Below are 18,768 nucleotides of genomic sequence, written 5' to 3'. Positions count from 1 at the left end.
AAAGAATCGGAGAATAAGCATGTTCGACCTGACAGGAATGACCGCCCTCGTGACCGGCGCATCGGGTGGCCTCGGCTCGGCGGTCGCCAAGGCGCTGGCGGCACAGGGCGCGAAATTGGCGCTGTCCGGCTCCAATATCGACAAGCTGGAGGCGTTCCGCGCCGAGCTCGGCGGCGATCATGTCGCGGTGCCGTGCAACCTGTCCGACCCCGCCGCCGTCGATGCGCTGATCCCGCAGGCGGTCGAAGCCTTGGGCGGCAAGCTTGACATCCTGGTCAACAATGCGGGCGTCACCCGCGACAACCTGACCATGCGGATGAAGGACGAGGAATGGGATCAGGTCATCAGCGTCAACCTGGAGGCGACCTTCCGCCTGATCCGCGCCGCCGCCAAGCCGATGATGAAGGCGCGCTTCGGCCGCATCATCTCGATCACCTCGATCGTCGGCGCGACCGGCAATCCCGGCCAGGCGAACTATGCCGCGTCCAAGGCGGGCATCGTCGGCATGTCGAAGGCGGTCGCGCAGGAACTCGCCAGCCGCAACGTTACGGTCAACTGCGTGGCGCCCGGCTTCATGCGCTCGGCGATGACCGACGTGCTGCCGGAAGCGCAGAAGGCCGCGCTGCTGGGCAAGATCCCGGCGGGCGACCTGGGCAAGGGCGAGGATATCGGTGCCGCCGTCGTCTATCTGGCGTCGAAGGAAGCAGGCTATGTCACCGGCCAGACGCTGCACGTCAATGGCGGCATGGCGATGCTGTAACCGGGCCTATAAAGGGCTTAATTTGCACGAATGATCCGATCTGTCGGTAAGTCCGTCGCTGGACGGGCTTGCCAGACTTGGACGCGCGTTCTACGTGCGTTCAGGAAGTATCAACCCCCGATGAATTACGAGAAGGGATTACCATGAGCGAGACCGCCGACCGCGTGAAGAAGATCGTCGTCGAGCATCTCGGCGTCGAAGCCGACAAGGTGACCGAGGACGCGAGCTTCATCGACGACCTCGGTGCCGACAGCCTCGACATCGTCGAGCTCGTCATGGCGTTCGAGGAAGAGTTCGGTGTCGAAATCCCGGACGATGCCGCCGAGAAGATCACGACCGTCAAGGACGCGATCACCTATATCGACGAGAACAAGGCCTAATTCCGGGGCCTCGGCCCGCAGGTGATGCGGGCCGAACGGGCCGCCAAGGCCAGGTTTCAAGCGGCTCCCCGACCCCGACATAGCGGGCGGGGAGCCGTTTTCGTTTGGGAATGGAGTGGAATATGCGGCGCGTCGTCGTCACCGGTCTGGGTCTTGTCACGCCACTGGGCGCGGACGTCGAGACCGCCTGGGCCAATCTGATTGCTGGCAAGTCGGGTGCGGGAACGATCACCCGCTTCGACACGACGGGGCAGAAATGCACCATCGCCTGCGAGGTGAAGCCCAAGGACCATGAATATGGCTTCGACCCCGACAAGCGCGTCGACCACAAGGTCCAGCGTCAGGTTGATCCGTTCATCGTCTATGGCATCGACGCCGCCGGACAGGCGCTGGAAGATGCCGGCCTGACCGAGATGGACGAGGCGACGCGCTTGCGCGCTGGCGTGTCGATCGGCTCGGGCATCGGCGGCCTGCCGGGTATCGAGATCGAATCGGTCAACCTGCACGAGCGCGGCCCCGGCCGGGTCAGCCCGCACTTCGTCCATGGCCGCCTGATCAACCTGATCTCGGGCCAAGTCAGCATCAAATATGGCCTGATGGGCCCGAACCACGCGGTCGTGACCGCCTGCTCGACCGGTGCCCACTCGATCGGTGACGCGGCGCGGATGATCCGTGACGACGATGCCGACATCATGCTGGCAGGCGGTGCGGAAAGCACGATCAACCCGCTGGGCGTTGCGGGCTTCGCCCAGGCGCGTGCGCTCAACATGAGCATGAACGACCGTCCGACCGAGGCCAGCCGTCCCTATGACAAGGGCCGCGACGGCTTCGTGATGGGCGAGGGCGCGGGCGTCGTCGTGCTCGAAGAGTACGAACACGCCAAGGCGCGCGGCGCGAAAATCTATGCCGAGGTTGTCGGCTATGGCCTGTCGGGCGACGCCTATCACGTCACCGCGCCGCATCCCGAGGGCAAGGGTGCCGAGAATGCGATGCGCATGGCGCTGCGCAAGGCAGGCATGGAGCCGTCGGACATCGACTATATCAACGCGCACGGCACCTCGACGATGGCCGACACGATCGAGCTGGCCGCGGCCAAGCGCGTGTTCGGCGACGATCTGTCGGGCGCGTCAATGTCGAGCACCAAGTCTGCGATCGGCCATCTGCTGGGCGGCGCGGGTGCGGTGGAGAGCATCTTCTGCATCCTGGCGCTGCGCGATCAGATCGTGCCCCCGACGCTGAACCTCGACAATCCCGATGAGGGCACCGAGGGCGTCGACTTGGTGCCGCACACGGCCAAGAAGCGGGAAGTGAAGGCGGTGCTGAACAACTCGTTCGGCTTCGGCGGCACCAATGCCTCGCTGGTCATGAAGGCGATCTAAACCCCTCGATACCCGTTCCGCCTGCGCGAAGTCGCGGGCCACGGGGTTTGAGGGGAGGCCCAGGCACCCATTTCGGCTTCGTTTCTTGCGAACGAAATGGGTGGCGGAGCAAAATGCCAACCCCGGTGATGGCCGGGCCCGGTTGCAAATTCATTCGGCTCGCGTCATCGGGCGGAATGGCAAACGGACCCGGCCACCACCGGGGTTGTTTCCTGTCCGGGGCCCAGCGCCCTCGTCATAACCGGGTGAGATATGCGCAAGGTCGGCTGTATCGGGTTACTGCTGGGGCTGATCGGCATCGCCGTCTTTGCCTGGGTCGCGCATGACTGGGCGGGCAGCGGCCCGGCGGACAAGCCGCTTGCGGTCGTAGTGCCCGAGGGGGCAAGCCTCGCGCGCGCCGCCAATGAATTGCATAAGGCGGGCGCGATCCGTTCGGCCAGTCGCTTCCGCTTGTACGCACGGGTCTTCGGCAACGGCGGGGCGATCAAGGCGGGCGAATATGCCATCCCCGAACATGCCAGCGCGCATGATGTTCTGACCCTGTTGCAGGAGGGCAAGGTCCGCCAGCGGCTGGTGCCGGTGCCGGAGGGTTATCCGTCGGTCCTGGTCCATGACGCCCTGATGCGCGCCGATGGCCTGACCGGCGATGTGGCCGTTCCCGCCGAGGGATCGGTCCTGCCCGACAGCTATGCCTATCAGAAGGGCGATACCCGCGCTTCGGTGGTGGCGCGGATGCAAAAGGCGATGAAGGATTATCTCGCCCAGGCTTGGGCCGACCGGAAGCCCGGCATCGCCGTCAAGTCGCCGCAGGAGGCGATCATCCTCGCGTCGATCGTCGAGAAGGAGACGGGCAAGCCGTCCGAGCGCCGCACCGTCGCGGCGGTCTATGGTAACCGTCTGCGGATCGGTATGCCGCTTCAGGCCGATCCGACCGTGATCTATCCGATCACCAAGGGCCGCCCGCTGGGGCGTCGCATCCTGCGCTCCGAACTCCACGCCAAGAACGGCTACAACACCTATGCCAGCCCCGGCCTGCCGGTCGGGCCGATCGCCAATCCGGGGCGTGCCTCGATCGACGCGGTGCTGAACCCGGCGGACAGCAAGGCACTGTATTTCGTGGCGGACGGATCGGGCGGCCATGTCTTTGCCGACACGCTGCCGCAGCATAACGCCAATGTGCAGAAATGGTACGCGATCCGTCGCCAGCGCGGCGAGATGTGACGATCAGCGCGCCTCTTGCCTGAGTCGTTGGGCAAGCTTGCGCTGGGACGAAGCCGCATAAGCGCGACAAGCGCCGGGCGTCGTCAGAAACCGCTCTGTCGCGTCGTCCTGATCGGCATGGGCGGTGATCAAGATGTCGCAGGGCAGGGCGCGCATTGCCGCCTGCCCGCGTGCGAAGGCGGCTACGACGGTTTTATGCGAGGGGGCCGAGAAGCGATAATCGTCGGTCGACACCGGGTTCAGGCTGGCGGCGAAGACGATCGCCTTGCACCGCTGGCCTTCGCAGGCGCGCCAGCTCCAGCTCATGCTGCCCATGGTATGGCCCGGCGTTGCGTGCGCGGTAACGATGGTGTTGCCGAGCCTCAGCCTTTCGCCGTCGCGGATGATGCGGACGGACCGGACGGCGGGGAAGCGGCTGTCATAACCGCGCTGCGGATCATCGGCCGCCAATCGCCCGTTGCGCAGGCCCTTCGCGCCGCGAGGGCTGGCGACGACCGTCGCGCCGGCATCGCGGGCCAGCGCGGCGAGGCCGCCCGCATGATCGAAATGCGGCTCTGTGCTGAGAATATATTTGATGTCGCGCGGGCGGAAACCGAGCTTGGCGACATTGGCCAGGATCGCGGGCGCGGCTTGCGGCAGCGCGCCATCGATCAGGATCAGGCCCTGTCCGGTATCGATCAGAGCGACGCTGAGACCGCCGAAGCCCACCAGATAGGTGGTGCCGAAGACCTTTATCGGCGGGCGCGGGGCGAGCCATTCGGCCGTATGTTCGGTGACGATCGGCTGGGTCAGCGGGTCGGGTGTCTGCGGCGTGGCTGGCGCGGCGACGATGGCGATCAGCGAGAGCAGGGTCGGTCTGGCGAGCATGGCGTGTCTCCTCGTCCGGCAAGATGAATGGCTTTGTGCCGCACCACAAAGCATCTTCCCTCGACAGAGCCATGAACCAATTTCATGATGGGGCATGGACCGCGCCCAACTCCCGCTCAATGCGCTGCGTGCCTTCGAGGCGGCGGCGCGGCATTTGAACTTCACCCGCGCCGCGATCGAATTGTGCGTCAGCCAGGGCGCGGTCAGCCATCAGGTCGCCAGCCTCGAGAAGAGGCTGGGCGCGCGGCTGTTCCATCGTTTGCCGCGTGGGCTGGCGCTGACCGATGACGGGCAGGCGCTGGTGCCGGTGCTGGCTGAGACGTTCGACCGGATCGGGGCGACGCTGGACCGGTTTGCCGATGGGCGTTTCCAGCATGTCGTCAACATCGGCGTGGTGGGGACCTTTGCCACCGGCTGGCTGCTGGCGCGGCTGGACGATTTCGCGTCGACCCATCCGCACATCGATTTGCGGGTGTCGATCAACAACAACCGGGTCGATCTGGCGGGCGAGGGGCTGGACTGCGCGATACGCTTCGGCGACGGCGCGTGGCATGGGACACATGCCGAACCGCTGATGGCCGCGCCGCTGACACCGCTCTGCGCCCCCTTGGTTGCCGCGCGGTTGCAGGGGCCGGGCGATCTGGTGAGGGAGCGGCTGCTGCGATCCTACCGGGTCAGCGAATGGGAGAGCTGGTTTGCGGCCGTGGGTGTCCTGCCACCAAACTTGCGGGGGCCGATGTTCGACAGCTCGGCGCTGATGGTCGGCGCGGCGATGGCGGGGCTTGGCGTAGCGCTCGCGCCCAAGGCGATGTTCGGCCATGAACTCACGACCGAGCGGCTGGTTCAGCCCTTTGCCGTCGAGATCGATGCCGGGCGCTACTGGCTGACGCGGTTATTGTCGCGGAAAGAAGGCTTGGCGATGAAGGCGTTTCGGCAGTGGCTGATGGAGGCGGTCAGTGCCTGAGCGTACCACCAACCGATCACCCTCACCCTTCCGGCGCTTCGCGCCTCCCTCCCTCTCCCGGTGGGAGAGGGAAGGGGCCCGCCCGCAATATCGGGTGGGAAGGGTGAGGATGTTCGTCCTTGATCAGCCCCGCAGCGCTGCCGCCGCGCGGGCCTTGGCCTCCACATCGGCCATCGACCCACCCGTCACCCAGCTGCCGCCGACGCACAGGACGCGGTCGAAGGCCAGCCAGTCGGGGGCGCTGGCTTCGGTGATGCCGCCGGTCGGGCAGAAACGCGCCTGATAGAAGGGTGCGGCCAGCGCCTTCAGCGCCTTCAGGCCGCCACTCGTCTCGGCCGGGAAGAACTTGAAATGGGTCAGGCCCAGGTCCAGCCCACGCATGATGTCGCCCGCATTGGCGATACCGGGCAGATAGGGGATGCCGCTCTCGATCACCGCCGCGCCCAGCCGGTCGGTCAGGCCCGGCGAGACGATGAACTCCGCGCCCGCATCGGCCACGTCGCGCAGCTGCGCTTCGTTGACGACGGTGCCCGCTCCGACGATCGCGCCGGGGACCTTCTTCATCTCGGCCATGGCCTCCAGCGCGGCGGGGGTGCGCAGCGTCACCTCCAGCACCTTCAGCCCGCCCGCGACCAGCGCCTCGGCCAGCGGCTTGGCGGTGGCGGCGTCGTCGATGACCAGCACGGGGATGACCGCGCTGGTGCGCATGATGGTGGCGATGTCGGTCATGAATGCTCCTGGGCAAAGGCCGCGGCCGCGCCGAACAGGCCGGGCTGGGGATGGGTGATGAGCTTGACGGGGATGCGCGCCATCAGCGACTGGAAGCGGCCCTTGGCGACAAAGCGCTGGTCGAAGCCCGAACGCAGCAGCTTGTCCTTGATCCGGTAGCCGAGGCCGCCCGCGATCACGACGGTCTTGGCACCCTGCGCCAGTGCGAAGTCGCCCGCCACCGCGCCGAGCGCGAGGCAGAAACGATCGAGCGCGGCCAGCGCGATCGAATCGGTGCCCTCCAGCGCCTCGGTCCAGATTTCACGGTCGTCGCGGCTGGGCACGGCGCGGCCCTCCAGCGAGGCGAGTGTCTCATAGATGGCGACGATGCCGGGGCCCGAACAGATCCGCTCGCACGACACGCGGGTATAGGTGCGGCGCAGGCGCTTCAGGATCGCATCCTCGATGCCGTCGAGCGGGGCATAGTCCATATGCCCACCCTCGGTCTCGATGACATGGTAGCGCTGCGGCGTCATCAGCACCTGCGCGACGCCCAGGCCCGTGCCGGGGCCGCAGACGGTGACCACGCCCTGTTCGGGCATCGGCTCCTCCGGGCCGCAGATGTGGAGGAAGTCTTCCTGCGGCACCTGTGCGACGGCATGGCCGACCGCGCCGAAGTCGTTGATGACGGTATAGATGTCCGCGCCCAGCCGCTCGGGGATCAGCGAGGGGCGAATGACCCAGGGATTGTTGGTCATGCGGATCACGTCGCCGGTGATCGGCGAGGCGATGGCGAGCGAGGCGGCCTTGGGCAGCGGGCGGCCCAGATGCGCCTCGAACGCCTGCCACGCGGTCTGGAGCGAGGCGTGCTCGGCGGTCTTCTGCGTGCACGGTTCGCCCAGCTTCACCACCCGGCCATTCTCGACCTCGGCGATCGCGAAGCGGGCGTGGGTGCCACCGATATCGACGGCTACGATTTCCATGATGTCCTCCCCCTTATTCTTTTACAGGCCAGCGCCCGCGAGAATGGGCGATGCGCCCTTCTCGGCCTCGTCGGCGGCCTGGCGGAACAGCGCGAACAGCTCGCGGCCCATGCCCTGGACCGGCGCGGGCGTCGCGGCCTGTTCGCGCGCGGCCCATTCCGCCGGGTCGACCAGCGCGTTGAGCGTGCCCTCGACCGCGTCCAGTCGGACGATGTCGCCGTCGCGGATCAGGCCGATCGCGCCGCCGCCGATCGCCTCGGGGCTGAGATGGATGGCGCAAGGGACCTTGCCGCTGGCGCCCGACATGCGGCCGTCGGTGACCAGTGCGACCTTGAAGCCGCGATTCTGAAGCACGCCCAGCGGCGGAGTCAGCTTGTGCAGTTCGGGCATGCCGTTGGCCTTGGGGCCCTGGAAGCGGACCACGACGACCACGTCGCGCTCCAGCTCGCCCGCCTTGAAGGCGGCCTGCACTTCGGACTGGTCGGAGAAGACGCGGGCGGGGGCCTCGATGACCCAGCGCTCGCGCTCGACCGCCGACACCTTGATGCAGGCGCGGCCGAGATTGCCCGACAGGATGCGCATGCCGCCATCGGCAGAGAAGGGCGCAGAGGCAGGGCGCAGGATCGTCTCATCGCCGCTGTCGCCGATCGGGGTCCAGGCGAGCTTGTCCTCGGCAATGACCGCCGTCTGGCCGTAATCGGACAGGTCCTTGCCCGCCACCGTCAGGATGTCGCGGTGAAGCAGCCCGGCCGAGAGCAGTTCGCGGATGACATAGGGCATGCCGCCCGCCGCCTCGAACCCGTTCACATCGGCCGAGCCGTTCGGATAGACGCGCGCGATCAGCGGCACCGCGGCCGACAGGCGGTCCATATCCTCCCAGTCGATGATGATCCCCGCCGCGCGCGCGATGGCGGGCAGGTGGATCAGGTGGTTGGTCGAACCGCCGGTCGCGAGCAGGCCGACCGCCGCGTTGACGATCGCCTTTTCATCGACGCACCGGCCAAGCGGGCGATAGTCGTCGCCCCGCTGGCCGATCGCGGCCAGCCGGTGGACGGCGGCGCGGCTGAGTTCCTGGCGCAGCTTGGTGCCCGGATTGACGAAGGCGGCGCCCGGCATGTGCAGGCCCATCACTTCCATCATCATCTGGTTGGTGTTGGCGGTGCCGTAGAAGGTACAGGTGCCCTTGGAATGATAGGCGGCGATCTCGGCGTCGAGCAGTTCGTCGCGGCCCGCCTTGCCCTCGGCAAAGGCTTCGCGGACGGCGGCCTTCTGCTTGTTGGGCAACCCCGTAGGCATCGGGCCGCCGGGTACCAGGATCATCGGCAGATGACCGAAACGCAGCGCGCCCATCAGCAGGCCGGGTACGATCTTGTCACAGATGCCGAGCAGGGCCGCACCCTCGAAGGTGCCGTGGCTCAGCGCGACCGCCGTCGACAGCGCGATCGTGTCGCGGCTGAACAGCGACAGCTCCATGCCCGCATAGCCCTGCGTCACGCCGTCGCACATGGCGGGCACGCCGCCCGCCACCTGCGCGGTCGCGCCGACTTCGCGCGCCCAGACTTTCATCAGTTCGGGATAGCGATAATAGACGGCATGCGCCGACAGCATGTCGTTATAGGCCGACACGATGCCGATATTCATGCCGCGATCCGCCTTCATGGCGTCGCGGTCTTCCTCGGTCCCGGCATAGGCATGGGCGAGGTTGGCGCAGCCCAGATTGGGGCGGCGCACCGCCGTCTCGGCCTCATGCGCGATCAGGTCGAGATAGGCCTGGCGACCCGGACGCGAGCGTTCGATGACCCGGTCGGTGACGGCAGAGACGGCGGCGTTGAGGCTCATTGCTCGCTCCAGTGGATGTCGATCGGCAGCTCGACCTCAGCCAGGACGCGACCGACCGGATAGGGCGACGATGCGCCTTCCTTGATCGCGTCTTCCAGCACCTTCTTCTTGGCGGGGCCCGAGATGGCGAACATGATCGAGCGGGCCGAGACGATCCCGGCACGGCTGAGCGTCACGCGCGCGACAGGCGCTTCCGGGGGCAGCGGATCGGGCATCAGACCCAGCGCGCGGCGCTCCTTGGGGCCGTTGAGCGCCTCGTCATAGTCGGGGCCGGGGAAGATCGAGGCGGTGTGCCCGTCCGCGCCCATGCCCAGCAGCACCAGGTCCAGCGGCCAGTGCAGTTCCTGCATCAGCGCATCGGCCGAGCGACCGGCGGCCTTATAGTCCGACGTGGCCTGCGGCACGATCGGCATGACGCGCGCGCCCTTGGGCAGGAAGATCTTGCCGATCATGGTGACGTTGGACAGCGGATCGCCCAGCGGCACGATACGCTCGTCGGCGGGGACGATGGTCACCCGCTTCCAGTCGAGCTTGGCCTGGGCCAGCTTCTCATAGACGGGAATCGGCGTCTTGCCGCCCGACAATGCGATCACCGCCGCGCCGCGGGCCTCGATCGCGCTTTCGATGATGAACTGGATGTCGCCCGCCAGCGCGTTCGCCATCTCGGTGGTGTCTTCGTAATCCCACCATTCGATTTCGTCGGTCATGTCACTTACGTCCTAGATAGTCTTTGCGCGAAGCAGGCCAGCCGTCGGGCCGTGCCGTGCTCGCGTCGATGTCGTTCGCCTCCGCGCGGGAGGCGGGGGATCAGTCGTCCTGCCAGTGTACCCCGTCGCGCTCGGTCAGCGCGATGGCGGAGGAGGGACCCCAGCTGCCGCTCGGATAGGTCTTGGGCTTGACGTCGTTGGCGTCCCAACCGGCGCGGATGGCGTCGATCCAGGTCCACTGCGCCTCCACCTCGTCGCGACGGACAAACAGCGTCTGGTCGCCCTCGATCAGGTCGAGCAGCAACCGCTCATAGGCGATGCGGCGGCGGGTGCCCGCGAACTCGGCATCCAACGACAGGTTCAGCGGCACTTCGCGCAGGCGGATGCCGTCGCGGTCGAGGCCAGGCTCCTTCGCCATCACCAGCAGCTGGATATATTCCTCGGGCTGCAAGCGGATGACCAGCGTGTTGGGCTGGAGCAGGCCGCCGCGCCCGGCGAACATCGAGTGCGGCACCGGCTTGAACTGGATGGCGATTTCCGAGCGGCGCGCCGCCATGCGCTTGCCGGTGCGCAGGTAAAAGGGAACCCCCTGCCAGCGCCAATTGTCGACATGCGCCTTGATTGCGACGAAGGTTTCGGTCTTGGACGGCTTGCCCAGCTCGTCGGCATAGGAACCGACGATCTTGCCGCCGACCGCGCCGTCCGAATACTGCCCGGTGACGGTGTTGTTGGGCACTTCCTCCGGCGTCATCAGACGCAGCGAGCGAAAGACCTTGGCCTTTTCGTCACGGATCGCGGTGCCGTCATAGCGGGCGGGCGGCTCCATCGCGACGAGCGCGAGCAGTTGCAGGATGTGGTTCTGCACCATGTCGCGCAGCGCGCCTGCGCCCTCGTAATAGCCTGCGCGATCTTCCAGACCGACTGTCTCGGCGATGGTGATCTGCACATTGTCGATGCCGTGCGCGTTCCAAATCGGCTCGAAGAAGAAATTGCCGAAGCGCAGCGCCAGGATGTTCTGGACGGTTTCCTTGCCCAGATAATGGTCGATGCGGAAGGTCCGCTCCTCGGGGAAGCCGAAGGCAACCGCGTCGTTGATCTCCTTGGACGAAGCGAGGTCGTAGCCGAGCGGCTTTTCCAGGCCGATCCGCACCGTCTCGCCCGCCAGGCCGACCGATTCGAGGCCCTTGATGGTGGACTCGAACAGGCTGGGCGCGGTCGACAGATAGATGGCGAGACCGTTCGATACGTCGCCGACCTTCTCCGCCAGCGCCGGGAAGCCGTCCGTCGAGGAGGCATCGAGCGACTGATACTGCACCCGCTCGAGGAAGCTGGCGATCTTGTCGGTGTCCTTGCGGTCGTCCGGCAGGAAGGTGTCCAGAGCCTTGGCCGCGAATTCGCGGAAGCTGACATCGTCATGGTCCGACCGGGCGGTGCCGGTGATCGTCAGCCCCTCGGGCAGCAGCCCGTCCGAATGCAGGTTGAACAGCGAGGGCAGCAGCATCCGCTGCGACAGGTCGCCGGTCGCGCCGAACAGCAGCAGCTTGCCAACGGGATTGCGCGTCATGACGTCTCCTTAGAGCACGAGGCCGGCGGTCGGATCGAGCCCGGCCATGATATTCAGGTTCTGGACCGCCGCACCCCCGGCACCCTTGCCCAGATTGTCGAGCGTGGCGATCAGTCGCGCCTGTCCCGTGGCCGCATTGCCGCAGACACGCAAGGTCATCCGGTCGGTTCCGGCATTTTCCTCGATATTCACCGCCGCTACGGCATCCGCCCAAAAACGCACGATGCGGCTGTCGGCATAGGCCTCGGCCAGCACCTGGGTCGCTTGGTCGAGCGAGGGCGCGCCTGGCAGGGCGTAAAGGGGCAGGGGCACCTCGACGACCATGCCGCGATAGGTGTCGACCACGGCGGGCGCGAAGATCGGTGCATGGGTCAGGCCCGAATGACGCTGCATCTCGGGCGCATGCTTGTGCGCGAGGCTGAGGCCATAGGGGCGGAAGGCGCGCTCGGTGGCGGTCTCATATTCGGCGATCATCGCCTTGCCGCCGCCCGAATAGCCCGAGGCGGCATTGACCGTCACCGGGAAGTCCGCCGGAATGATCCCGGCGCGCACCAGCGGACGAACGAGCGCGAGAAAGCCGGTCGGATAGCAGCCGGGATTGGACACGAACCGCGCTGCGCCGATTTTGTCCAGTTGCTCCGGCTCCAGCTCGGCGAAACCATAGATCCAGCCATCCGCGGTGCGATGCGCGGTCGAGGCGTCGACCACGCGCGTCCGGTCATTGGCGATCAGCGAGACAGCTTCACGCGCGGCATCATCAGGCAGGCAAAGAATGACGAAATCGGCGTCGTTGATCGCTTCGCGCCGGGCGTTGGCATCCTTGCGGCGATCATCGGGCAGGGTCAGGATCGACAGGTCGGGGCGACCAGCCAGCCGGTCGGCGATCTCGAGGCCGGTGGTGCCTGCGCCGCCATCGATGAACACCGTCTTGGTCACTGCACCCGCTCCAACAGACCCGCTTCGCAATAGCCGACCAAGCCCAGATGCGGCGCGATGCCCCATGCGTGCCCACCGGCGAGTTCCAGCACCTCGAACGTCTCGCCCGGCGCCAGCTCGGCCAGCACCGCACTGTCGAGCGGGCGGCCCTCGCGCAAGGTCACGGCGCTTCTCGTCCTATAGGGCAGGGGCGCGGCATAATGCGGGGCGAATACGTATTCAGCGAGCCGGACATCGGCCAGATCGGGCCGGACCGCATGGGTACGAGGGTCGAGACCGACGGTCCGCCCCTGGAGCGCAAAGCTCTTACGCGCTGGCTCGCTGGAGGGCAGGGGCGTCGCCAGCGCCGATGAAATGTCCGAATTCTTCAAGAAAGTCCGCCCCTTCAGGTGTCCTGGCGACAAAGATGTTACGCTTGTCGCTATCATCGCGTTGGCGGCGCAGATAGCCCAGCGTTCCCAGTCTATTCAAGGCGCGGGTGACGACAGGTTTCGAGACGTTCAAAGCGCGCGCCAAACCGCGCACCGTATGGGGCCCCGGACGCAGGTAGACGACGAGCAGCAAGGCCATCTGCCGATTGGTCAGATCGGGCTCGCCCGAACGGACATAATCGACAAGAGCGCTCATCCAGGCGAACAGCGACTGCGGGTCGTGTGGATTGGACACGGGTGGCGGTTCCAATGGCTGGGCCGGGCTTTGCCGGGCGTTGTTTCGAGGTCATAACGCCCTTTAACCGTGCTGGTTTCCACGGATGTTCCGCTTTGATGCACATCTTTTCGGGGCGCGGGGGCGGGGGGCGTGAAGCCGCCGAGGTTGATCGGCGCGGCTTGCTCGCCTATGTGCGCGCTTTCGCACACCCTCCATCGGGATCACACGCGCCTCATGTTCGCATTCCTGCTCGTCATCCACGCCATCATCGCCGCGACCCTGGTCACGGTGATCCTCATGCAGCGGTCGGAAGGCGGCGGTCTGGGCATGGGGGGCAGCCCGTCGGGGCTGATGTCGGCGCGCGGCGCGGCGGACTTCCTCAGCCGGGCGACCGCGGTGCTGGCGACCCTGTTCGTCGGCTTCTCGATCCTGCTGGCGGTCATGGCCGCGACCCGCAGCGCGCCGACCATCGATACCTCGCTGGCCCGCACGCCCGCGACTCAGGCGCCGATCACCCAGCCTGCGCCCGCTCCGGTTCCGTCGGGCAACGCGGCGGCCCCCGCCCCATCGGCCCCGGCCGACAATTCGGCGGTTCCGCTCGCCCGCTAAACCGGGCTTTCCCCATAGCTTAGGCCAACGTGCCGCCGCAAAATGACGGCGGCGCGCATCTTTGCTGTTGTCGTATCCACCCCATCCAAGCTAGGCGATTCTTCCCATGGCGCGGTATATCTTCATCACCGGCGGCGTGGTTTCGTCGCTCGGCAAGGGCCTCATGGCGGCCTCTCTTGCGGCTCTCTTGCAGGCACGCGGCTACAGCGTGCGCATCCGCAAGTTCGATCCCTATCTCAACGTCGATCCGGGCACGATGAGCCCGTATCAGCACGGCGAGGTTTACGTGACCGACGACGGGGCCGAGACCGATCTCGACCTGGGTCACTATGAGCGTTTCACTGGTGTAGCCTCGCGCCAGTCGGACAACGTCACCTCGGGCCGCATCTACAAGACGATCATCGAGCGCGAGCGGCGCGGCGACTATCTGGGCGCGACCGTCCAGGTGATCCCGCACGTCACCGACGCGATCAAGGCCTTTGCGCGCGCCGATACGGTGGACGAAAATGGCGAGGATCTGGACTTCGTTCTCTGTGAGATCGGCGGCACGGTCGGCGATATCGAATCGTTGCCCTTCATCGAGGCGATCCGCCAGCTGAAGAACGAGCTGGGTCGCGGCAAGTCGATCAGCATCCACGTCACGCTGGTGCCCTACATCGCGGCGGCGGGCGAACTGAAGACCAAGCCGACCCAGCATTCGGTGCGCGAGATCGCGGCGCTGGGCGTGGCGCCCGACGTGCTGGTCTGTCGCTGCGAGCATCCGCTGCCCGCGTCGGACCGCGCCAAGATCGGCCTGTTCTGCAACGTGCCGCCCTCGGCGGTCATCCCCGCGCTGGACGCGGCGAGCATCTATGCGGTGCCGCTGCAATATCATGCCGAGGGTCTCGATTCGGAAGTGCTGCGCGCATTCGGCATCGAGCCGGAGGGCGCACCCAACCTGTCGCGTTGGACCGAGATCGTCGATCGCCTGTTCAACCCGGAAGGCGAGGTCACGATCGGCGTGGTTGGCAAATATGTCGGCCTGCAGGACGCGTACAAGTCGCTCAACGAGGCGCTGGTGCATGGCGGCATCGCGAACAAGGTGAAGGTCCGCATCCGCTGGATCGACGCCGAATTGTTCGAGGGCGACGAAAGCGAGATCGCACAGCAGCTCGAACCCTGCCACGCCATCTTGGTCCCCGGCGCGTTCGGCGAGCGCGGTGCGCAGGGCAAGATCGAGGCGGTTCGCTTCGCCCGTGAACGCCGCGTACCGTATTTCGGTATCTGCTTCGGCATGCAGATGGCCTGCGTCGAGGGCGCTCGCAACCTGGCGGGTATCGCCGACGCCTCCTCGACCGAGTTCGGTCCGACCTCCGAGCCGATCGTCGGTCTCATCACCGAATGGATGGGCCGCGACGGCCTGGAGAAGCGCGAGGCCAGTGGCGACCTTGGCGGCACGATGCGGCTGGGCGCCTATCAGGCGAAGCTGGCGGGCAACAGCGTCGTCGCGTCCATCTATGGCAGCGAGGATATCTCCGAACGCCATCGCCACCGCTATGAGGTGAACACCACCTATAAGGATGCGCTGGAAAAGGGCGGCCTGGTGTTCAGCGGCATGTCGCCCGACGGCACGCTGCCCGAAATCGTCGAGCGGCCGGACCATCCCTGGTTCGTCGGCGTGCAATTCCACCCGGAACTCAAGTCCAAGCCCTTCGACCCGCACCCGCTCTTCGCCAGCTTCGTCGAAGCGGCGGTGAAGCAAAGCCGGTTGGTGTGATTTCGAAAACCCCGCCTCCAGACTATGGAGGCGGGGTTTTCTTTATCCCAAATCCCCTCCGGCCTCAGCGGTAGCATGAAAAACAAAAGGCGCCCGGACCCGTCGGTCCGGACGCCCCGCGACGTCTTTAGGGAGGGAAAGACGTCGAGCTTGCTTACGCCGCCTTGGCCTCGTCGGCCTCACCGGCGTTATGTTCCACCGCGGCGAGCGGCTGGCCCGTCTTGATCGCGATCGTCTTGGGCTTCATCGCCTCGGGCACCTCGCGAACGAGGTCGACGACGAGCAGGCCATCGTTCAGGCGCGCATCCTCGACGAACACGAAGTCCGCCAGCTCGAAGCGCCGCTCGAACGAGCGATTGGCGATACCGACATGCAGGAAGTTGGGCGAGTTCGCCTTGTCATCCTTCTTGCCGGTGACGAGCAGCATGTTCTGCTGCGCAGTGATCTCGATCTCGTCGCGCGAAAAACCGGCCACCGCCAGGGTGATGCGATACCGGTCCTCGGCCAGACGCTCGAGGTTGAAGGGGGGATAATTCTCCGCCGAATTGGCCCGCGAATTGGCCTCCAGCAGATCGAACAGCCGGTCGAAGCCAATGGTCGAACGGCGGTACGGGGTCAGATCGATACGCATGTCAAAACCTCCATCAGAAGCGAATTGAAACGGGATCGGCCCGTCCACCCCGGCGCGGGGCGGTTAGGACCCATCCGTACGGCCCGTGATAGGCACCGCACGCGAACCGATATGGTTCGTAAGAAATCGTCTTCAAGAGCCTTTACGGATCGAAAAGCAAATCTTCCGATGGCCCAAGCCATGGCTGGCTTGAATGCCTACTAAAACGATGTGTGAATGGGGGATGAAACCATAAGGGGAGCTTCCATGTCCTTGACCCTCGCACTCATGCTGGCCGCCCAAGCCACATCGCCAGCCGCCGATCCGCAGGATACCTCCGTCGTCACCGCGCCCGCCGGAGAGGCGCGCCGCGATGAAGGGCGGCTTGGCACCGCGCAGCAGGGCGGGGGGGATGTCGTCGTGACCGCGCGCAGGCGTGCCGAGACGATCCAGAGCGTGCCCATCGCCATGTCGGTGATCGGAGGCACCGCGCTGGCCGAGACGGGGACGTACAATGTCAACCGGCTGACCCAGATCCAGCCGACGCTGCAATTCTACTCGACCAACCCACGCAATTCGGCCGCGAATATCCGTGGACTGGGCGCGCCGTTCGGGCTGACCAATGACGGGATCGAGCAGGGCGTCGGCATCTATGTCGACCAAGTCTATTACAGCCGTATCGCCTCGGCGACGTTCGACTTCACCGATACCGAGCGGATCGAGGTGCTGCGCGGGCCCCAGGGTACGCTTTACGGCAAGAACACGACGGCGGGCGCGATCAACATCATCACCCGCGCGCCGAGCTTCAGCCCCGAGGCCCGGGTCGAGCTGAGCGCGGGGAATTACGACTTCTTCCAGGCCAAGGCGTCGGTGTCCGGCCCGCTGGTCGACGACAAGGTGGCGGTGCGGCTGTCGACCTCGATCACCTCGCGGCGCGGCACCATCTGGAACACGCGCCAGCAGGAGTGGCAGAACTCTCAGGATAATCTGTCGCTGCGCAGCCAGTTCCTCTGGCATGCGACGCCGAACCTCGACCTGACCCTGTCGGGCGATTATGCGCGCCAGAACCCCAATTGCTGCGTCCAATATTACGCCCGGGTGGGGGCGACCCAGCGGCCGATCAACCGGCAATATGCGGCCCTGGCGGCGGCGCAAAGGTATAGCGTGCCCTCGACCAACGCCTTCGACCGGGTGACCGATGTCGATACCGATCTGCGCGCCAAGCAGGAACTGGGCGGCCTGTCGCTGGTCGCGAACTGGGATGTGGGGAGTGCGACGCTGACCAGCGTGTCGGCCTGGCGCTTCTGGCACTGGGACCCGTCCAACGATCGCGACTTTATCGGCCTGCCCATCACCACCGTCTCGGCCAATCCGTCGCAGCAGAGCCAGGTGACGCAGGAAATCCGCATCGCCTCCAACGGCAAGCGGACGCTCGATTACGTTCTGGGTGCGTTTTACTTCTGGCAGTCGATCGATACGCAGGGGGTGCAGGTGCAGGGGCCGGCGGCCAGCGCTTTTCTGCTCAATCCCACGGGCGCGGGCGGGCGCAATCCGGCGACGCTGAACGGCCTGACCTCGCGCAACACGATCGGTTTCACCAATATCTCGGCGGCGCTGTTCGGCAAGCTGACCTGGCATGTCGACGATCGCCTGTCGGTGTCGCCGGGCCTGCGGCTGAACTATGACCGCAAGGACGGTTCCTATGTCTCGACCGTGACCAACGGGGCGGGTTCGACGATCCTGACCAGCGACCAGCGCGGGGTGCTCGCGCCGCAGAACTACACGCCGCGCTTCACCAACTGGAACCTGTCGGGCGACCTGACCATCGCCTATGAGTTTAACCCCAACGTCCATTATTACGCGACCTATGCGCGCAGCTATAAGTCGGGCGGCATCAACCTGTCGGGCCTGCCCCTCGATGGACAGAACAACCCGATCCTGGCGACGCAGACCGTCCGCCCCGAAAAGGTCAATCATTTCGAGCTGGGCCTGAAGACCCAGTTCGCCGACCGCCGCGCGACGGTGAACATCGCGGGCTTCTGGACCGAGATCGCCGATTATCAGGCGACGGTGAACAACTTGCAGGTCAACGTCCTGCGCGGTTACCTCGCCAATGCGGGGCGGGTGCGGACGCGCGGGATCGAGATCGACTCGGCCTTCCGCCCGACGCAGCGGTTCAACGTCTATGCCAATGCCGCCTTCACCGATGCGCGCTACACCCGCTTCACCAACGCGCCTTGCCCGCCCGAACTGTCCGGCGGGACCGCGCTACCGGTCGTCAACGGCCAGATCGTCGGTACCCCGGCGGCAGCGGGCACGCCGGGGGCGTCGCTGCCCTATTGCAATATCTCCGGCCAGTGGCTGCCGGGCGTGTCGCGCTGGGCCTTTTCCTATGGTGCGGAGTATGACCTGCCCGCGACTGTGGCGGGGACCGAGGGGCAATTCTATCTGGGTTACGACGGCAGCTACCGGTCCAAATTCTCGTCCAACCCGTCGCGATCGGCCTATACCGATATCAACGGCTACAGCCTGTCCAACCTACGCGCCGGGTTCAAGGCGCCGGGCAGCTGGAACGCCTTTGTCTGGGTGCGCAACCTCTTCGATCACGATTATTACGAGTTGCTCGCCACCCAGTCCGGTTCGACGGGCTTGATCGTCGGACAGCCGGGCGATCCGCGTACCTATGGGTTTACCATCTCCAAATCGTTCTAAGGCCACGCGTCGGTGTGGGCGAATCACAGGATTCGTCCACATTCGGTTCATCTTGATCTGCTATAGCCGAGGTCCCGTGAACGGGCGCCGGGCCGGCATCTGGGGACGGAGTCTGGAAGCTCCCC

Annotated in this window: 18 protein-coding genes; 8 read left to right on the top strand and 10 right to left on the bottom strand. The window is 66.0% G+C overall.

Going from position 1 to position 18,768, the window contains the following annotated elements; genetic code table 11:
* Positions 1-19 precede the first annotated feature (19 nt).
* The 4 genes from fabG (at position 20) to mltG (ending at position 3,740) form a co-directional block, all read left to right on the top strand.
* Positions 20-760, top strand: coding sequence for a 3-oxoacyl-[acyl-carrier-protein] reductase (fabG, locus tag SB4_RS12455; RefSeq protein WP_058732098.1), 741 nt, complete (start codon positions 20-22; stop codon positions 758-760).
* Between the two features lie 143 nt (positions 761-903).
* Positions 904-1,140: an acyl carrier protein gene (locus SB4_RS12450; RefSeq protein ID WP_007403554.1), complete on the top strand. Its 237-nt coding sequence runs from the start codon at positions 904-906 to the stop codon at positions 1,138-1,140.
* A 122-nt stretch (positions 1,141-1,262) separates the two neighbouring features.
* Entirely contained in the window at positions 1,263-2,519 is a 1,257-nt protein-coding gene (gene fabF / locus SB4_RS12445) for a beta-ketoacyl-ACP synthase II (protein ID WP_058752819.1), read from the top strand.
* Positions 2,520-2,771: 252 nt separating this feature from the next.
* Positions 2,772-3,740: an endolytic transglycosylase MltG gene (gene mltG / locus SB4_RS12440; RefSeq protein WP_058752818.1), complete on the top strand. Its 969-nt coding sequence runs from the start codon at positions 2,772-2,774 to the stop codon at positions 3,738-3,740.
* Positions 3,741-3,743: 3 nt separating this feature from the next.
* Here the strand turns inward: mltG and bla are convergent, their stop codons facing one another.
* A complete protein-coding gene (gene bla, locus SB4_RS12435) occupies positions 3,744-4,607 on the bottom strand; it encodes a subclass B3 metallo-beta-lactamase (RefSeq protein ID WP_058752817.1) in 864 nt (287 codons plus the stop codon).
* 94 nt (positions 4,608-4,701) lie between these two features.
* Here bla and SB4_RS12430 point away from each other — a divergent pair, with 94 nt between their 5' ends.
* Complete coding sequence (locus SB4_RS12430) at positions 4,702-5,571, top strand: LysR family transcriptional regulator (RefSeq protein ID WP_058752816.1); 870 nt, start codon at positions 4,702-4,704, stop codon at positions 5,569-5,571.
* Positions 5,572-5,694: 123 nt separating this feature from the next.
* Here SB4_RS12430 and eda read toward each other — a convergent pair whose 3' ends face one another.
* From eda to SB4_RS12390, 8 genes are all read right to left on the bottom strand, one after another.
* Positions 5,695-6,300, bottom strand: a complete 606-nt coding sequence (gene eda / locus SB4_RS12425) for a bifunctional 4-hydroxy-2-oxoglutarate aldolase/2-dehydro-3-deoxy-phosphogluconate aldolase (RefSeq protein ID WP_058752815.1) — start codon at positions 6,298-6,300, stop codon at positions 5,695-5,697.
* A complete protein-coding gene (gene glk / locus SB4_RS12420; protein ID WP_058752814.1) occupies positions 6,297-7,262 on the bottom strand; it encodes a glucokinase in 966 nt (321 codons plus the stop codon). Before glk ends, eda begins: the two co-directional genes overlap by 4 nt.
* Before the next feature lie 21 nt (positions 7,263-7,283).
* Positions 7,284-9,101: a phosphogluconate dehydratase gene (gene edd / locus SB4_RS12415; RefSeq protein WP_058752813.1), complete on the bottom strand. Its 1,818-nt coding sequence runs from the start codon at positions 9,099-9,101 to the stop codon at positions 7,284-7,286.
* Positions 9,098-9,808, bottom strand: a complete 711-nt coding sequence (gene pgl / locus SB4_RS12410; protein WP_058716759.1) for a 6-phosphogluconolactonase — start codon at positions 9,806-9,808, stop codon at positions 9,098-9,100. The genes edd and pgl overlap by 4 nt, the downstream gene beginning before the upstream one ends.
* A 100-nt stretch (positions 9,809-9,908) precedes the next feature.
* Positions 9,909-11,372, bottom strand: a complete 1,464-nt coding sequence (zwf, locus tag SB4_RS12405; RefSeq protein WP_058752812.1) for a glucose-6-phosphate dehydrogenase — start codon at positions 11,370-11,372, stop codon at positions 9,909-9,911.
* A 9-nt stretch (positions 11,373-11,381) separates the two neighbouring features.
* Entirely contained in the window at positions 11,382-12,308 is a 927-nt protein-coding gene (gene argC / locus SB4_RS12400; RefSeq protein ID WP_058752811.1) for an N-acetyl-gamma-glutamyl-phosphate reductase, read from the bottom strand.
* Complete coding sequence (locus tag SB4_RS12395) at positions 12,305-12,679, bottom strand: SH3 domain-containing protein (protein WP_338112951.1); 375 nt, start codon at positions 12,677-12,679, stop codon at positions 12,305-12,307. The genes argC and SB4_RS12395 overlap by 4 nt, the downstream gene beginning before the upstream one ends.
* The gene (locus SB4_RS12390) at positions 12,615-12,935 is read right to left on the bottom strand and encodes a MarR family transcriptional regulator (RefSeq protein ID WP_058732142.1); all 321 of its coding nucleotides are present in this window, start codon (positions 12,933-12,935) and stop codon (positions 12,615-12,617) included. The genes SB4_RS12395 and SB4_RS12390 overlap by 65 nt, the downstream gene beginning before the upstream one ends.
* A 255-nt stretch (positions 12,936-13,190) precedes the next feature.
* Here SB4_RS12390 and secG point away from each other — a divergent pair, with 255 nt between their 5' ends.
* Both secG and SB4_RS12380 read left to right on the top strand, forming a co-directional pair.
* A complete protein-coding gene (secG, locus tag SB4_RS12385; RefSeq protein ID WP_058716762.1) occupies positions 13,191-13,565 on the top strand; it encodes a preprotein translocase subunit SecG in 375 nt (124 codons plus the stop codon).
* A gap of 106 nt (positions 13,566-13,671) precedes the next feature.
* Positions 13,672-15,321 carry a CTP synthase gene (locus tag SB4_RS12380; protein ID WP_058716763.1) on the top strand — a complete coding sequence of 550 codons (1,650 nt, stop codon included), beginning with the start codon at positions 13,672-13,674 and terminating at the stop codon, positions 15,319-15,321.
* A 154-nt stretch (positions 15,322-15,475) separates the two neighbouring features.
* On the opposite strand, the gene SB4_RS12375 is transcribed toward SB4_RS12380, so the two are convergent.
* A complete protein-coding gene (locus SB4_RS12375) occupies positions 15,476-15,952 on the bottom strand; it encodes an Hsp20 family protein (protein ID WP_058752810.1) in 477 nt (158 codons plus the stop codon).
* Positions 15,953-16,198: 246 nt separating this feature from the next.
* On the opposite strand from SB4_RS12375, the gene SB4_RS12370 reads away from it, so the two are divergent.
* Positions 16,199-18,643 (top strand): TonB-dependent receptor, encoded by a 2,445-nt coding sequence (locus SB4_RS12370; protein WP_058752809.1) that lies wholly within the window; start codon positions 16,199-16,201, stop codon positions 18,641-18,643.
* The last annotated feature ends 125 nt before the right edge of the window (positions 18,644-18,768 follow it).

Source organism: Sphingomonas sanguinis, from assembly GCF_001476905.1.
GTDB lineage: Bacteria > Pseudomonadota > Alphaproteobacteria > Sphingomonadales > Sphingomonadaceae > Sphingomonas > Sphingomonas sanguinis_B.
The sequence above is the reverse complement of the archived record's forward strand: the minus strand, read 5'-3'. Positions and strand labels throughout refer to the sequence as shown.

Bases quoted from the DNA above. Each gene is read 5' to 3' on its own strand.
- mltG (WP_058752818.1), top strand. From the start codon at position 2,772: ATGCGCAAGGTCGGCTGTATCGGGTTACTGCTGGGGCTGATCGGCATC.
- eda (WP_058752815.1), bottom strand. From the start codon at position 6,300: ATGACCGACATCGCCACCATCATGCGCACCAGCGCGGTCATCCCCGTG.
- SB4_RS12380 (WP_058716763.1), top strand. From the start codon at position 13,672: ATGGCGCGGTATATCTTCATCACCGGCGGCGTGGTTTCGTCGCTCGGC.
- fabF (WP_058752819.1), top strand. From the start codon at position 1,263: ATGCGGCGCGTCGTCGTCACCGGTCTGGGTCTTGTCACGCCACTGGGC.
- SB4_RS12370 (WP_058752809.1), top strand. From the start codon at position 16,199: ATGTCCTTGACCCTCGCACTCATGCTGGCCGCCCAAGCCACATCGCCA.
- SB4_RS12430 (WP_058752816.1), top strand. From the start codon at position 4,702: ATGGACCGCGCCCAACTCCCGCTCAATGCGCTGCGTGCCTTCGAGGCG.
- SB4_RS12450 (WP_007403554.1), top strand. From the start codon at position 904: ATGAGCGAGACCGCCGACCGCGTGAAGAAGATCGTCGTCGAGCATCTC.
- bla (WP_058752817.1), bottom strand. From the start codon at position 4,607: ATGCTCGCCAGACCGACCCTGCTCTCGCTGATCGCCATCGTCGCCGCG.
- fabG (WP_058732098.1), top strand. From the start codon at position 20: ATGTTCGACCTGACAGGAATGACCGCCCTCGTGACCGGCGCATCGGGT.
- edd (WP_058752813.1), bottom strand. From the start codon at position 9,101: ATGAGCCTCAACGCCGCCGTCTCTGCCGTCACCGACCGGGTCATCGAA.
- secG (WP_058716762.1), top strand. From the start codon at position 13,191: ATGTTCGCATTCCTGCTCGTCATCCACGCCATCATCGCCGCGACCCTG.
- zwf (WP_058752812.1), bottom strand. From the start codon at position 11,372: ATGACGCGCAATCCCGTTGGCAAGCTGCTGCTGTTCGGCGCGACCGGC.
- SB4_RS12390 (WP_058732142.1), bottom strand. From the start codon at position 12,935: ATGAGCGCTCTTGTCGATTATGTCCGTTCGGGCGAGCCCGATCTGACC.
- SB4_RS12375 (WP_058752810.1), bottom strand. From the start codon at position 15,952: ATGCGTATCGATCTGACCCCGTACCGCCGTTCGACCATTGGCTTCGAC.
- pgl (WP_058716759.1), bottom strand. From the start codon at position 9,808: ATGACCGACGAAATCGAATGGTGGGATTACGAAGACACCACCGAGATG.
- glk (WP_058752814.1), bottom strand. From the start codon at position 7,262: ATGGAAATCGTAGCCGTCGATATCGGTGGCACCCACGCCCGCTTCGCG.